A 15310-nucleotide genomic window follows, 5' to 3' on the forward strand; every position below is an offset into this window, starting at 1 on the left:
CCATGGAGAGGGGCAACAGCGCCCATCGGCAGCGGGGCCAGGCCATGGTTGAAACTGTCGTAATCATTTTTGCGACGCTGTTGTTACTGCTGGGGATCATCCAGTTCGCCCTGATCTACAATGCAAAAACAACCCTCACCTATGCCGCATTTGAGGCCGTCCGTGCCGGCGCAGTGAACTATGCCGACCGCCGGGCCATTGAATACGCCCTCGCCAGAGGCCTCTCTCCACTCTACACTTCAGTCAACCCGGCGGATGGCATGATGGATAAAATCAACAGCGTCAAGGCGAGCCGCGATCGGGTGCTGGCGGAGATACTGGCCGGGGATTACGTTCTCATAGAGCGAATCAACCCGTCGCCCACCGTCTTTTCCGCCCATGGCATCCCGGACCCGAACGGAAAATTCACCAAGGTCATACCGAATGACAACCTGATCTATCGGTCTGCCCTACCGAAGGGCGGGGTGTCAATCCAGGACGCCAATCTGCTCAAGCTACGTGTCACCTACTGCTATCCCATGTATGTGCCGATCATATCCAACACCATCAAACGGTTGATGGGGCTGATGTCCGATCCCGACCCCATACCCGGCTGGACGCCACCCAAACTCGACGCCTTCAAAAGCAAGTGTTATCAGGACAACCGGTTCCCGATCGTGGCGCAGGGCATCGCCCGCATGCAGACGCCGGCAAAAGCGGACTGGTAAGACGGCTGACTACGGCATCGGCAACTGATTACTCACAGGGGGCATGCCATCAGAGATAGTCACTCCGACGGGGAGGCCACTGGCATCGAGTTGCTCCCCCGAGACAAAGGGTACACTGCGGCCACCACTGCCCAGCAGGGCGCTACCCACCGGCAACAGGGCTTCCAGTCCACCCGTTCTCAACAGATCAATCACCACGTCCCTGCCTCCGGCGGCAAAGACCTCCATGGCACTGAGAAAGCGCATGCCGCCCGCCTGGTCATGGACCTCCAGGGCACCGTCCTCACCCATATGGACGGTCAGTCCGTTATCCAGATCCAGCAAAAACTTGGTGCCGCGAATACCGATCGTCGCCGAGGGGGTGTTGATCCGGTAAGCGGTACGATTTGTCTTGCCGATCTGGCCCGTGACGGTGCGCAGACCGCCTCTCATCAACTTGAAGTGACTGCGCTCCTGGCCATCCGATACACCGTTGAACCGGTACTCCTGGATCTCAAACCGACTGTGGGGCTTGAACGACATGAAACCGCCATCGGAAAACTTTACCTGCAACAGGCCATTCTCGGTTTCCAGGGTATCGCCGCTCAGCACCGCATCTCCCTTGTTCAGCTGACGCTGGATACCGGATTCATCGATCGCCTTGGCCTCTCCGGTACTGAAAACCACCTGGCCTGCCGGTGCAGCAGCCTGACTGTTAACGGAAAGCAGTCCCAACAGAATGAACATCCACACAGATCTTTTCATACCCTTTCCTAGTCAAAACGCCTCAGCAGCATAATAGTCGCCTGCAGCCGGTCATATTCGTAGATACCGAGGTTGGAGTGGTTCTGCGAATAGCGAATTTCCGGCACCAGTTCCCAGCGGGGAGCCGGGACATATTTCAACCCCAGGGTGACGCTCCCGTAATTATCATCACGTGGGCGGAAAAAGAGTGGATCCGCTCCCCCGTAATCACGGACTTCGTAACCCACTAAACCGTACGCGGAGAGATTTCCTGCCAGCGCCAGCTCACCAAACAGCTGCACACCCACCGCATCGTGGGCTACGTGGGAAAAACCGGCCTGCCGGTTGCTTTCCTGAACAACATACAGGTTGGCGCGTAACCGGGGTTGATAAACCGTATCAAACAGCTGGGTAACCCCCAGGTCGATCACACCCCGGTCCACGTCCCGTACAGACTGCACCCCGGTATAATGCAATTGCCCCCAGGTACCCCGCACCTCAACCATCCGCTTTGGATCGATCATACGACTCCAGCCGGCGACCAGGTGGCCATGCTTCAGGTAGTCACTGTCATCAAGCCGGTAGTGGCTGGCACTGATCCCAAGCCGGTACTGATCACGACCGCGGGCCACCCTGATCCCACCAATCACCCCATGCTGCTGGGAATCAAAGGTATCCGCGTCGTCCAGACGCTTGGTTTGCAGATCCACCCCGCCGTATAGTGACACATTGGCGCTGAGTTGATGATCGACCCGGAGACGCCCGTAGAGGCTGTAAAACTGATCGGATTGCTCGAGGCTGGACGGTACCAGGCTGACCAGCGCAGGGGGGAAGATACCGCCTCCCGGGAGAGTAAAGGTGGACAGGTCAGTAGCGCTGTTGGCGTTGGAATCGTAACCGATTTTCACCCCGGCCAGACCGCTCACACGGGTGGGGTTAAAACGCTGTCCATCACTCAGTGCCGCCAGATCCCGTTCGCTCGCCTCCCGCAGTCCGGCGGTTGCCCCCTGTTCCAGAATGGCGTGATAGGCGGCGGTTGCATTATCTGTTTCACCCAGCCGGAAATAGATCCGTGCCAGTCGATAACGCGCCTCCAGATCCCCGGGCCGAACGGTGAGCAGCCGCTCGTAGGCGAATATCGCCTCCGTATAACGACCGCTCTGTTCCGCACTGCGGGCCAGCAGGGCATCATACTCGGCCCGTCCGGCCTCGGTGGTTTCGAGCGGCTTGAGTAGCTGATAGGCCGCTTCGGCATCACCCGACTCCAGCAACTGGCCAGCCTGTTGCCAGCCGGTATTGGCCAGTACATTGAGCGAACAGATGAGCACGGCTCCGATCAACAGGTTTCTAGTTACCATTCGACTACTCATAAAACAGGTCATCCACATTAACGTGATTAGGGGCAGCGAACTGCTTGATACCTGGCAATCACTCACTGGTCAGGGGAAATAACCCCTGATACGGGTTAATAACGATGCCGGCTTGATACGCAGCAGTACCAGCGAGATATTATCCTCGCCGCCCGCTTCGTTGGCCTGCATGATCAGGTGCTCCACCGCAGCTGGCAAACCTTCGCACCCCACCAGGGTTGTTCGAATCGCCTCATCAGTCAGTCGATCACTGAGACCATCACTGCAGCAGAGGTACAGATCCCCGGCCTGTAACCCGTCGCTTCCCACGGCCGGTTCCACCTCGGCCTCGGCGCCCAGGGCCCGGGTAACAATATTGCCGGGAATAGCGGCCATAACCTCCTCTTCACTCTGTCCTGACTGCTGAATCATCTCCTGCACCAGGCTGTGATCCTGAGTTAATTGCCGCAACACCCCGTCCCGCAGACGGTAGAGCCGGGAGTCACCCACATGTACATAGTGCAGCTGTTGTTCCAGCAGCAGGCCGGCAACCACCGTGGTGCCCATCCCCTTGTATCGCGCATCCCGACGACCGGCCTGAAATATCTGTGCATTGCACCGGGTGACTGCATCGTGCAGACCGAGCTGGACCGGTGCAATATCACCATGTCTACGCTGGTGCAACTGATCATGTAAACCGGCCAGGGCATCGAGTAAAAAATTTACCGCCATGGCGCTGGCGATCTCCCCGGCGTTGTGTCCCCCCATCCCGTCGGCGAGTACAAATACCCCTCTGGCGGGATCGATAGCCACACAATCCTCATTCAGACGTCGCACCCGACCGGCGTCTGTCCCCTTGGCCAGCTCAACGGAGTAGTTCATCAACCCGCCTGCTGGTCCGCCAACGCCGCACACTGGCGCAGATCCGCCGCCATTTCATAACCATTTTGATACCGGTCCTCCGCATCCTTGGATAGGGCCACTTGCAGTATACCACCCACACATTCCGGCAATTCAGGCCGGTACTGGCGTGGATCGGGGGCTTCACTGCTGGTAATGGCATACATCAGGCTGGCCATGGAATCACCGACAAACGGCAACTTCCCGGTCAGCAACTGGAAGGTCATCACACCCAGCGAAAAGAGATCGGCGCGCCCGTCCGCCTTCTTGCCGGCAAACTGTTCCGGCGACATGTAAGAGGGTGTGCCCAGTACGGTGCCGGTCCTGGTCTTGCTGGAATCAATAATACGCGCGATACCAAAATCGGTCAGCTTGATATTGCCGGTTTCGGGATTGAATAACACGTTGGCCGGTTTGATATCACGATGCACCACGTTGTGTTCATCCGCATAACCGAGCGCATCCGCCGCGTCTGCCATCAACAGCAGCACCTGGCTGATGGGCAGCAGTTTATCCGGCCTGGTGTACTCGGTCAGTTCACAGCCGTGCAGAAACTCCATGGCGATATAGGCCAGATCCTGCTCTTCACCCGCATCGTAGATGGTGACGATATGGGGATGGTTGAGCCGTCCGGCGGTCTCCGCTTCCCGGAAAAAGCGCCCCTTTACCTCTTCCAGCTCCTCGCCTTCAAACTCCTGGGACAGCGCCATGGTTTTGATCGCCACGGTGCGGCTGATCTTTGGATCCTGGCCCAGGTAGACAATACCCATGGCCCCCTTGCCTAACTCCTTCAGCACCTCGTAGCGGCCCAGCATCGGTTTCTCCACACCACTGCCATTCAGCACCAGGGAGTCTCCCACGCCACCCCGGGGGGTCAGCATGATGGATTGATCCATGGCCTGGGAGCGGTCCTGGCGCGCCGCAATATCCTTGAAATCAGGATTCAGTTCGGCCATGTACTGGTATACCGCCACCGCCTTGTTGAACTGGCGTTTGCGTTCGAAATCGAGCCCCAGGTTATAGAGCAGGTCGAGCATCTTTTCGTCCAGCGGGCATTTACGGAACTTGTCGAATGCCATATCCAGCTGCCCCTGCCCCTGGAACGAGAGCCCCAGCATGCGGTTGCTTTCGGCCGAATCCAGGTCCGAGTCCCGCTTGGCTTTTTCAGACATAAGAAACCGGCTGGTGGATATTAGGGTATGACCCAGCAGCAGCAACACGACCGGCGACATGAGCGGAATCCACAGCGATTCACTGGCCACCAGGATCAGTTGGACCGCCATTAACACGGCCACCAGTAACAGACTGGTCAGAGAGGTGGCGGCCGCCCCGCCCCGGGGCACCCAGATCACCAGGTAGAGGGTCACCAGCACAAATGCCAGCAGCGCAGCCCAGCGGCTCCACCCGGGAGTGACGATAAAGTCCTCGTTCAGCAGGCTTGAGATGGTATGCCCCAGGGCCACCACCGGCGGCATGTTGGAATCCACCGCAGTCGCCTGGGTATCGCCAATCCCCGCCGCCGTTGCGCCCACCAACACAATCTTGTCCTGCAGATGCCGCGGTGGTGTGCGTCCACTGACCACATCGACAAAACTCTCGACCCGGAACGGGGTCCGCCCATACTGGTCCTGATAGTAGAAATTGTTCATCCGGCTGCGATCGTCGAGGCGGATCTCCAGACCACCCAGACGCAGCAGCTGGCCCGGTATGAAGTGGATATCCGCCGCCGTCAGGTTCAGGTACTGAATAACCGCCTGTACCGCCACCGAGGGGATGAAAGTCCCGTAGTAATCCACTGCTACCGGTTCGGAGCGGGTATTTCCATCAATATCCTTCTCTACCGTGAGATGACCGATTCCCGCTGCCGCCTGCATGAACAGTGGCAGGGGCACAAACGCCTGTATGGCCTGCAGCGCCTGCCGGTTCGCTGCAGCCGGGTCGTGCCCGCTGTCCACCGGCAGTTGCTGATCCTGCAGTGGCTGGGGGAGCAGTTGATCAGGATTGCCCAGGGGCTTACCAATGGAGAACAGCATCGGCAGGATCACATTGGCGGATTGGCTCAGGCTTTTGGCCAACGCCTCGTCACTGTCCAGCCGGGTGCGCATCTCCAGCAGGGATTGGGTAAACTCCCCCAGGCTTGTCTCCAGCTGTTGCTGGAGTATGGGCTCCTTGACCTGGCCGGTCAGCTCAAACAGGCCGCTTTGCTGGACCCGGGACAGCACTTCGTCAACCGCCTCCAGACCCTGTCCCCGCTGCGGCTCAAAAAAGAACACACTGTAGGCGATCACTTTCGCCCGGGCGGCACCGAGGGCATCAATCAGGGCGGCGTGGATATCCCTTGACCAGGGCCAGCGCCCTAGGCTGGCGATACTCTCCTCATCGATCGCCACAATCACGACCTGCTCATTGACGTCCCGATCGGCCAATCGCATGCCCCAGTCGTAGGTGACACGATCCAGACTTTGCAGGGGAGCAGTGAAACTGAGGGCGTAGACAAGCAGTGCACAACCCAGGCCAATCAAGATCTCGCGTAAGTAGTTCACATGCATGGCCCGTTCATCTTGTTATAGGCTGCCACCACATTCGAGCCGCGCCTGACCGACGACCCGATCAGCCGGGAATAATCTACATATCTACAAGGTTAATCTGCCCGGGGGAGAAGCTGCTGTCAACAGGGGAGGAGTGTTCGTTCCGATTGACCACCATAGCTGCCCACAGGTGAAACCTTCTGTCCGCCAGTCTGCGGCCGCAGGCAAGCTCATACCAGAGTGAGTGTGGTTGCGCAGGGATAAACACCGCGCAGCGGGCGTCAGGGCAGCAGTACGGTGGCACCGATGGTCTTTCTGGCCTCCAGCTCCCGATGTGCCTGTGCCACCTTGGCCAGCGGGTAGGCCTGACCGATCTTCACCTTGACCGCCCCCGACTGCACCACCTGGAACAGGTCATTGGCGCACCCATCCAGCAGTTCACGGTTACGGACGTAAGTAGCCAGGGTGGGACGCTGCAGGTAGAGAGAGCCTTTCTGGGCCAGCAGGCCGACGTTAAAATCGTTGATCGGCCCGGAGGCATTGCCGAAACTGACCAGGGTGCCGGTAGGACGCAGGGAGTCCAGCGAAGCGTGCAGGGTTGCCTGTCCGACCGAGTCATAGACAGCCGCCACCCCTTCACCACCGGTGATATCGCGTACTCTGGTGGCCACATCTTCCTGGGTATAGAGAATGGTGTGATGACAGCCCTGCTCCTGTGCCAGGCGAGCCTTCTCCGGACTGCCGACACAGCCGATCACCGTTACCCCCAGGTGGTTGGCCCATTGAGTGAGCAGGGTGCCGACCCCACCGGCTGCCGCCATCACCAGGATGGTGTCGCCGGCCTGCACCGGGTAGGAGTTTTTCAGCAGATAACGGGCGGTCATGCCCTGCAGCAGCATGGCGGCCGCAGTCTGGTCTTCAATGCCGTCCGGCAACTTAACCAGCTTGTCCGCCTCGATCAGCCGATCATGACAGTAGGAGCCGAGCGCCATGGCGTAGCCCACCCGGTCGCCGACACGGAACCCTTCAACACCCGGCCCGAGCGCCTCGATCACCCCGGCCCCTTCCATACCCAGGGTCTGGGGGAAACTGCCCACCGGGTAGAGCCCGGTGCGCTGATAGACATCGATGAAGTTGAGACCGATGGCGCTGTGCCGCAACCTGACCTGCCCCTCCGACGGCTCGCCGACAGATACAGAATCCAGGCTCAGGACTTCGGGTCCGCCATATTGATGGATACGGATTGCACTGTTCACGGGGCCTCCTCACACTTGAACGGATCACTTCCTTTCAAGTGTAACCGGATTGGCCCCGTATGCCAGCAAATCCCAGGGTAATGATGTCAGGGGAACAGGCAGTGGTGGAGACTATTCGGAGGCGGCAATAATCTCCGCCTTGACCGCATCCAGATCCTTGTGGCGAACATCCTTGCCTTTCACCAGATAGACCACGCAGCGACTGATGTTCTTGGCATGACTGCCGACCCGCTCCATGGCCCGCAATCCCAGCACCACGTCCACGATATGCCCTACGCTGCGGGCATCTTCCATCATAAAAGTGGAGAGGCGACGCAGAGCGGAGCGGAAATCTTCCGAGACCTGGTCGTCACGTCGGATCACATCCAGCGCCAGTTCAAGGTCCAGGTTATCGAAGGCATTTACCGAATCGTCCACCATGACATTGACATAGGCGGCCATTTTATTCAGGTCATCCAGCAGCCGGCTGTTGGGTGGACTCACGTCCCCATCATAGAAACGGATGGTCAGACGGGCCAGGCGGCGTGCCTGGTCACCGATCCGTTCCAGGTCGGCAACGATCTTTGCCACGCTCATGATTTCACGCAGATCGCGGGCCACCGGCTGACGCTTGGCAATCAGCCGAATGATCTCTTCATCGGCCTGTACATCCAGTTCGTCGATCTCCCGGTCGCTGACAATCACGCTGCCAGCCAACTCCACATCCTCGTCCTCCAGCGACTGGGCGGCTTCCCTGACCTGTTTGCAGGCCAGGTCCTTGATCCGGATCACCAGCTGATGCAGATGATTCAGTTCGTTGTTATAGCTGGTGACAATGTGGCCATCGGTCATCTCATTCATACCTTATCCAAATCTTCCGGTGATGTAGTCTTCCGTCAGGCGGTGACGGGGATTGGTGAAAATATCATCGGTCTTGCCCACTTCGACCAACTCACCCAGGTGGAAATAGGCGGTACGCTGGGAGACCCGCGCCGCCTGCTGCATGGAGTGGGTCACGATGGCGATGGTGTACTGCTCCCGCAGTTCATCAATCAGCTCTTCCACCCGGGCAGTGGCGATCGGGTCCAGCGCTGAACAGGGCTCATCCATCAGGATCACTTCCGGGGCAACCGCTATGGTGCGAGCGATACAGAGGCGCTGCTGCTGACCGCCTGAGAGGCCGGTACCCACTTCATCCAGTCGATCCTTTACTTCATCCCACAGACCGGCCTTCAGCAGGGACTGCTCAACGATCTCGTCCAGCTCGCTCTTGCTGCTGGTCAAACCATGGATGCGCGGTCCGTAGGCCACGTTGTCATAGATCGACTTGGGGAACGGGTTGGGTTTCTGGAACACCATGCCCACCTGGGCACGCAGCGGCACCACATCCAGGCCACTGGCGTAGATATCCTGGTCATCCAGTTTGATTTCACCTTCTACACGGCAGATATCGATGGTGTCATTCATACGATTCATACAGCGCAGGAAGGTGGACTTGCCACAGCCGGACGGGCCGATCATGGCGATCACCTCGTTCTTGCCGATATCCAGGCTGACGTTGTTGATCGCCAGTTTCTCCCCGTAGTAGACATTGACGTTACGGGCAGTCATACGGGGCTCGGCCGCGGTGATATCACCCACAGTACCGTTGATGGCCCGGGACTCATCTTCAACCGGGCTGAAACCCGCGGTAATGACGCCCGCCGGAACGGTCGCGGTACCCAAGGTGTTAGGCGTTACACTTAGCATGTCATCACTCCTGTTCTGCATTCAGCTCTCTGTTCTTCCACTTAACTTGTTAACCGTTTGACTGGACCGGTGGCTCTCACCAGCGGCGCTCAAACCGCTTGCGCAGCAGTACGGCAATCAGATTCATCAAAACCAAGAAACCCAACAGCACCATGATGGCGGCCGAGGTTTTCTCCATAAAGGCGCGTTCCGGACTGTCTGCCCAGAGGAAAATCTGTACCGGCAGGACGGTGGAGGGATCCAGCGCCCCGCCGGGAATATCCACGATAAAGGCCACCATGCCGATCATCAGCAGCGGGGCGCTCTCACCCAAGGCCTGGGCCATACCGATAATGGTGCCGGTCAGCATGCCGGGCATGGCCAGGGGCAGCACATGGTGAAACACCATCTGCATGCGCGAAGCGCCAATACCCAGCGCCGCTTCGCGGATCGATGGCGGTACCGATTTCAGCGCCGCTCGGCTGGCAATAATAATGGTGGGCAGGGTCATCAGGGTGAGTACCATGCCGCCCACCAGCGGGGCCGAGCGGGGTAGTCCGAAAAAGTTGATAAACACCGCCAGACCCAGCAGACCAAACACGATGGAGGGCACCGCGGCCAGGTTATTGATATTCACCTCGACCAGGTCGGTCCAGCGGTTACGGGGCGCGAACTCCTCCAGGTAGACTGCCGCCGCCACCCCGATCGGGAACGACAACAGCAGGGTGACCACCAGAGTGTAGAGTGAACCCATCACCGCGCCGCCGATACCGGCCAGCTCCGGCTCCCGAGAATCTCCCCCGGTCAGGAAGGTGGTGTTGAAGTGCCGTTCGATGCGCCCCGACGCTTCCAGCTGCTCAACCCAACCCACCACCTGGTCGTTGAGACGTCGTTCCGACTCGGGCACCGTGCGATCGATGCGTCCCTTGATGAGCATGTCAATATCATCATCCGCCGGTACCCAGAGCGACTCGCTGGTTCCGATCAGGTCCGGATTTTCCATCACCCGGCTGCGCAGCATGAGCGCTGCACCGCTGCTCACCATGCCGTAGAGATCACGCTTTTCACCCCGCTTGGTCACGTCGGGATAGAGCTCCCGCAGGGACGCCTTAACCAGGGCCGCATAATTGGCCGACGAAAGCGTGGCCACATCCCGCTCGCCAGACGGATCGATCACCTCCTGGCGGTATTCGATATCCAGCAGAATCCGGGTCTGCTGGAAAGCGCTGTAGCCATTGCTGATGATGTCCAGAAACATCAGGCCGACAAACAGCAAGCCCAGGGTTACCGCACCCAGCCCGACGCGGCGAAAGCGCCGCTCACGCCGGTAACGCTTGTTCAACGTTGCATTCACCCGGTCCATGGTCCGGCTCTGGTTTTTAGTTGAATCAGTCATACGCTTCCCGATATTTTCTCACGACGTGCAGGGCAACCACATTGAGCACCAGGGTGATCACAAACAGCACCAGACCCAGGGCAAACGCCGCCAGCGTCTTGGGACTGTCAAACTCCTGGTCACCCACCAGCAGGGTCACGATCTGAACCGTTACGGTGGTGACGCTCTGCAGCGGATTGGCGGTCAGGTTGGCCGACAGCCCGGCTGCCATCACCACAATCATGGTCTCACCGATGGCCCGGGAGACCGCCAGCAGAATGCCGCCCACAATACCCGGCAGTGCCGCAGGCAGGATCACCTTCAACACCGTCTCGGAGCGGGTGGCACCAATGCCCAGTGAGGCATCCCGCATGCTCTGGGGAACCGCGTTGATCACGTCGTCCGACAGAGATGAGATGAATGGAATAATCATGATGCCCATCACCAGGCCGGCCGCCAGGGCGCTCTCGGAAGAGACATCCAGGCCAAGCAGCGAACCGTTGTTGCGGATGAACGGAGCCACGGTGAGTGCGGCGAAGAAGCCATACACCACCGTGGGAATACCGGCCAGGATCTCCAGCAGCGGCTTGGCGTAGGCCCGGAAATGGGAGCCCGCATATTCGGACAGGTAGATGGCGGACATCAGCCCGATCGGTACGGCCACCAGCATGGCGATCAGGGCGATCAGCAGGGTACCGGCAAACAGCGGTATGACACCGAAGGCACCGGACGATCCGACCTGGTCTTCCCGGATAGCCATCTGGGGACTCCAATCCAGTCCGAACAGAAAGTCGGTGATGGGGATAATCTCGAAAAACCGGATCGCTTCAAACAGTACCGACAGCACGATACCCAGGGTGGTGAAGATGGCGATGGTCGAACAACCGATCAGCAGCCACTTGATCACCGCCTCCACCCGGTTGCGCGCCCTGAAGCCGGGTGAAATCATCCGCCACCCCAATGCCAGTCCGGCCAGTGCCAGGCTCAACACCACCACGATGGATGCTGCAGAACCGGTCTGTTGCAGACGCTGGTAATGGGCTGCCGCCTGCTCCATGGCGGGGTTGACCTCGCTGGAGACAATATTGCCCTGGGCGAGATTCTGAATATCGTTAATAACCAGGCTCAACTGCGCATCCGGCAGTGTGCGCACCGCTTCAGGCAGGTCCGCCACCACCAGATCCCGAATGACACTGGATTGCAGTGAGACCCACAGGAAGAGAACCAGCAGGGCCGGCAAGCCGCACCAGATGGCGGTAAAAAAGCCGTAATAGGAGGGCAGCGAGTGAAGATTGCGTACACCGCCACGTCCGCCCGCCAGACGCAGGGAGCGGTGCAGACCCAGCCGGTAGGCCAGGGCCATCAGACCCATCAGTATCAAAATCAGGAAGGTGTTAGACATAAGGCTTCTAGTGCAGTGACTTCCGGTTCGTGAACGACAACCCCCTCTCCCGAAATACCGGGAGAGGGGCTTATCCGGTTACCCTATTCCTTGCGGAAACAACGGGCCGGGAACCAGGCTGGTTTACTTGGGAAGCTGCAGGATATTCAGCCCTTTCACATCCGCCGCAAACTGGCTGCGCTCCTGGGTCGGCATCGGGATCATGCCCTTGTCCACCAGGTAGCCCTCTTCACCCCACGCTTTGTCGCTGGTGAATTCGGCCAGATACTCCTTGATACCGGGAATCTTACCCACGTGCGCTTTCTTCACATAGAAGTAGAGCGGGCGGGAGACCGGGTAGCTGCCATCTGCGATTGCGTCAAACGTGGGGGAGACCCCATCAACCATTGAGCCCTGTACCTTGTCGGCGTTCTGATCCAGGAAGCTGAAGCCGAACACACCCAGCGCCTTCGGGTTGCTTTCCAGTTTCTGTACGATCAGGTTGTCATTTTCACCCGCTTCGATATAGGCGCCATCTTCACGGATGGTGTGACAGATACCTTTGTAAGCTTTTTTGTCTTTCTTTTTCATCGCCTTGATGAAGTCGAAAGTTTTACAGCCACCCTCCATGGCCAGTTCCACGAAGGCATCCCGGGTACCGGAAGTCGGGGGCGGGCCAAGCACCTCAATAGCGCTGTCGGGCAGGCTGGCGTTGACGTCCTTCCAGGTCTTATAGGGGTTATCGATCAGTTCACCGTTACCCTGCTCGCTCGGCACTTTTTTGGCCAGGGCCAGATAGATGTCACGACGGGTCAACTGCATCGGCGCGGCAGCCTTTGAGTTGGCTACCACAATACCGTCATAACCGATCTTCACCTCGACAATATCGGTGACGCCGTTTTTCGCGCAGTTCTCAACCTCTGAACTCTTGATGCGACGGGAGGCGTTGGTGACATCGGGATGCTCCACACCAACACCGGCACAGAACAGCTTAAGTCCGCCACCGGAACCGGTGGATTCGATCTTCGGCGTCTTGAAAGCAGTGGTCTTGCCGAAGGTTTCTGCCACAACCGTTGCAAACGGATAGACCGTGGAAGAGCCCACGATAGAGATATAGTCACGGGATGCAGCCTGTGCGCTTGACGCCACGGCGGAAGCCAGAGCGGCTGCCAGGATAAGACGATTATTGATCACTGAGACCTCCAGGTCATTTGATAGTTGGTAGATTCAACCTGGGGAGAATTATCAGGATGTTTTGTTACAGGAATCTTGGGTTAATGTTACAGGTCTGTGACAGTGCGGAACGGAAGGTTGGGGTGTGTGACAGGGATCTGTATCCGATCGACCGGACCGATCCCCCTCGCGCCTGACAGCTGTCAGGTGGCGACCCGTTCATGGGGAAAACGACAGGTGAACACGCTTCCCTTGCCGGGCTCGCTCTCCACCAGCAGCTGGCCATCGTGCCGGGTCAGTACGTGCTTGACAATCGCCAACCCCAGGCCGGTGCCACCACTCTCCCGGGAGCGACCCACGTCGACCCGGTAGAAGCGCTCCGTCAGGCGGGGGATATGCTCCGGGGCGATACCGATCCCACTGTCCGCAACCGAAAAACAGGGACCATTGCCGGACAGCCACCAGCGGATCTGAATCTCACCCCCGGCAGGGGTATAGCGCACGGCATTGAAGACCAGATTGGTGAAGGCGCTCTCCAGTTCATGGCCATTTCCCACCAGGCGCAGTCGGTCATCGGCATCCAGGCTGATGCGATGCCCGTCGTCACCACTCAGTTGCCGGGCCGCTTCCAGAATGCCGCGCAGTATGGGATAGATCCCCACCACACCCTGCCCCTCATTGCTGGCCCGGGTCTCCAGCCGTGACAGCAACAGCAAGTCGTCCACGATCCGCTGCATGCGCACCGTCTGCACATGCATCTGGTTGAGAATCTGCTTCCAGGGCCCCAGGAACGCTTCATCACTCTCCTGCATGGTCTCCACGTAGCCGTGCACCACGGTCAGCGGCGTACGGATCTCATGGGAGACGTTGGCAACGAAATCGCGCCGCACAATCTCCAACTGGTGCAGCCGGGTAATATCCCGGGCCTGAAGTAAACGCTTACCTTTACCATAGGGGGCCACCCGCACTTCCAGGCTGATATTGGCGTTCACCGGCGCCGGCATCTGCAGCGGCCGGGCATAATTGCCACCATGCAGGTAACTGAGAAAAATCGGATCGGCAATCAGATCATCGATCACCGCGCCCTTGTCCCGTTTTCGCTCCAGGCCGAAAAACTCCGCCGCCACACTGTTCCACCAATCCAGTTTGCCTTCGTCATTCAGCACCAGGGTGGCATCCGGCAGGGCACCGGTGGATTCAAGAAATCCGCTCAGCAGCCGGTTCAGCTTGCGCTTACGCTTCTGTCCACGGCCGGAGAGATCATCCACCCGGCGCATGACAGCCGACCAGATACCGAACGGATGGGGACGCGGGTGACGTTTGGGTTTGACCAGCCAGCGGCTGAAACGGACCAGCTGGTAGAGATGCCAGCCGAAATAGAGCGTCAGGCCAGCCCAGATTACCGGGAGCAGCTGTCCAGCACCCAGGCCGACACTAATAAGCAGCAGGGCAAACAAACCGACCGCGATCAGTTCGCTCCGCCACGCCTCAGCGAGGCTCATCGAGTGGCAACCTGCTCCGAGAATCGATAACCGGCGCCACGGACCGTCTGGATCAGGCCATCCTTTTCGAACGGCTCAAGGGCCTGGCGCAGGCGCCGGATATGCACATCCACCGTGCGCTCTTCGATATAAACATTGGTACCCCACACCTTGTCCAACAGACGGGAACGACTGTAGACCTTCTCCCGGTGGGTCATGAAAAAGTGCAGCAACTTGAATTCGGTCGGCCCCAGTTCGATGGGACGATCACCCATGGTGACCCGATAGGAGACGGGATCGAGCCGGATGTCCCCGGCCAGCACCGCCTCCTCGGTAGCATGGGGTGCTACGCGGCGCAGAATCACCTTGATACGGGCCGCCAGCTCCTTGGGCGAGAATGGCTTGGTGACATAATCTTCGGCACCGCACTCCAGCCCGCGGACCTTGTCATCCTCTTCGCCCCGGGCGGTCAGCATGATAACGGGGATATCGCGGGTTACCGGGTCCTGCTTCAGCTCGCGGGTGTACTCCACCCCACTGGTGCCCGGCAACATCCAGTCCATCAGGATCAGGTCCGGTGGTGTATCTGCCAGGTAAGCCTTTGCCTTGTCCACACTCTCCGCACCGATTACATCGTAACCGGACTGCTCGAGTACAAACTGGATCATGTCCCGCACTGCGGATTCATCTTCAACGACCAGGATCTTTGTGGCCATATGCGTCGAACTGC

At 58.9% G+C, this 15310-nt stretch carries 13 protein-coding genes; 1 reads left to right on the top strand and 12 read right to left on the bottom strand.

What is annotated here, in order from left to right:
- The first annotated feature begins 2 nt into the window (after positions 1–2).
- Positions 3–707, top strand: coding sequence for a TadE/TadG family type IV pilus assembly protein (locus tag AAY24_RS10645; protein WP_052761188.1), 705 nt, complete (start codon positions 3–5; stop codon positions 705–707).
- A 9-nt stretch (positions 708–716) separates the two neighbouring features.
- On the opposite strand, the gene AAY24_RS10650 is transcribed toward AAY24_RS10645, so the two are convergent.
- The 12 genes from AAY24_RS10650 to phoB all read right to left on the bottom strand — a co-directional run bounded on the left by AAY24_RS10650 (position 717) and on the right by phoB (position 15296).
- On the bottom strand, positions 717–1451 hold the full coding sequence (locus AAY24_RS10650) for a FecR family protein (RefSeq protein WP_082117113.1): 735 nt from the start codon (positions 1449–1451) through the stop codon (positions 717–719).
- Between the two features lie 8 nt (positions 1452–1459).
- Positions 1460–2788, bottom strand: coding sequence for a tetratricopeptide repeat protein (locus AAY24_RS10655; protein ID WP_199930348.1), 1329 nt, complete (start codon positions 2786–2788; stop codon positions 1460–1462).
- Between the two features lie 81 nt (positions 2789–2869).
- Positions 2870–3661 (bottom strand): protein phosphatase 2C domain-containing protein, encoded by a 792-nt coding sequence (locus tag AAY24_RS10660; RefSeq protein ID WP_046859665.1) that lies wholly within the window; start codon positions 3659–3661, stop codon positions 2870–2872.
- Positions 3661–6228 (bottom strand): CHASE2 domain-containing serine/threonine-protein kinase, encoded by a 2568-nt coding sequence (locus AAY24_RS10665; RefSeq protein WP_046859666.1) that lies wholly within the window; start codon positions 6226–6228, stop codon positions 3661–3663. The genes AAY24_RS10660 and AAY24_RS10665 overlap by 1 nt, the downstream gene beginning before the upstream one ends.
- Before the next feature lie 260 nt (positions 6229–6488).
- Positions 6489–7463 (bottom strand): quinone oxidoreductase family protein, encoded by a 975-nt coding sequence (locus AAY24_RS10670; RefSeq protein WP_046859667.1) that lies wholly within the window; start codon positions 7461–7463, stop codon positions 6489–6491.
- A gap of 111 nt (positions 7464–7574) precedes the next feature.
- A complete protein-coding gene (gene phoU / locus AAY24_RS10675; RefSeq protein WP_046859668.1) occupies positions 7575–8303 on the bottom strand; it encodes a phosphate signaling complex protein PhoU in 729 nt (242 codons plus the stop codon).
- Between the two features lie 3 nt (positions 8304–8306).
- Entirely contained in the window at positions 8307–9053 is a 747-nt protein-coding gene (gene pstB, locus AAY24_RS10680; RefSeq protein ID WP_335337244.1) for a phosphate ABC transporter ATP-binding protein PstB, read from the bottom strand.
- 214 nt (positions 9054–9267) lie between these two features.
- A complete protein-coding gene (gene pstA, locus AAY24_RS10685; RefSeq protein WP_046859670.1) occupies positions 9268–10566 on the bottom strand; it encodes a phosphate ABC transporter permease PstA in 1299 nt (432 codons plus the stop codon).
- A complete protein-coding gene (pstC, locus tag AAY24_RS10690; RefSeq protein WP_046859671.1) occupies positions 10559–11947 on the bottom strand; it encodes a phosphate ABC transporter permease subunit PstC in 1389 nt (462 codons plus the stop codon). The genes pstA and pstC overlap by 8 nt, the downstream gene beginning before the upstream one ends.
- Before the next feature lie 123 nt (positions 11948–12070).
- Positions 12071–13117: a PstS family phosphate ABC transporter substrate-binding protein gene (locus AAY24_RS10695; protein WP_234422291.1), complete on the bottom strand. Its 1047-nt coding sequence runs from the start codon at positions 13115–13117 to the stop codon at positions 12071–12073.
- Between the two features lie 185 nt (positions 13118–13302).
- Positions 13303–14601, bottom strand: a complete 1299-nt coding sequence (phoR, locus tag AAY24_RS10700; RefSeq protein ID WP_046859673.1) for a phosphate regulon sensor histidine kinase PhoR — start codon at positions 14599–14601, stop codon at positions 13303–13305.
- A complete protein-coding gene (phoB, locus tag AAY24_RS10705) occupies positions 14598–15296 on the bottom strand; it encodes a phosphate regulon transcriptional regulator PhoB (protein WP_046859674.1) in 699 nt (232 codons plus the stop codon). Before phoB ends, phoR begins: the two co-directional genes overlap by 4 nt.
- Between the last annotated feature and the right edge of the window lie 14 nt (positions 15297–15310).

This window comes from Sedimenticola thiotaurini (assembly GCF_001007875.1).
Classification (GTDB): Bacteria; Pseudomonadota; Gammaproteobacteria; order Chromatiales; family Chromatiaceae; genus Sedimenticola; species Sedimenticola thiotaurini.

Coding starts and splice junctions, on each gene's coding strand:
- pstC (WP_046859671.1), bottom strand. CDS start 11,947: ATGTCTAACACCTTCCTGATTTTGATACTGATGGGTCTGATGGCCCTG.
- phoR (WP_046859673.1), bottom strand. CDS start 14,601: ATGAGCCTCGCTGAGGCGTGGCGGAGCGAACTGATCGCGGTCGGTTTG.
- pstB (WP_335337244.1), bottom strand. CDS start 9,053: ATGACTGCCCGTAACGTCAATGTCTACTACGGGGAGAAACTGGCGATC.
- AAY24_RS10655 (WP_199930348.1), bottom strand. CDS start 2,788: ATGGTAACTAGAAACCTGTTGATCGGAGCCGTGCTCATCTGTTCGCTC.
- AAY24_RS10660 (WP_046859665.1), bottom strand. CDS start 3,661: ATGAACTACTCCGTTGAGCTGGCCAAGGGGACAGACGCCGGTCGGGTG.
- AAY24_RS10645 (WP_052761188.1), top strand. CDS start 3: ATGGAGAGGGGCAACAGCGCCCATCGGCAGCGGGGCCAGGCCATGGTT.
- phoU (WP_046859668.1), bottom strand. CDS start 8,303: ATGAATGAGATGACCGATGGCCACATTGTCACCAGCTATAACAACGAA.
- phoB (WP_046859674.1), bottom strand. CDS start 15,296: ATGGCCACAAAGATCCTGGTCGTTGAAGATGAATCCGCAGTGCGGGAC.
- AAY24_RS10650 (WP_082117113.1), bottom strand. CDS start 1,451: ATGAAAAGATCTGTGTGGATGTTCATTCTGTTGGGACTGCTTTCCGTT.
- pstA (WP_046859670.1), bottom strand. CDS start 10,566: ATGACTGATTCAACTAAAAACCAGAGCCGGACCATGGACCGGGTGAAT.
- AAY24_RS10665 (WP_046859666.1), bottom strand. CDS start 6,228: ATGCATGTGAACTACTTACGCGAGATCTTGATTGGCCTGGGTTGTGCA.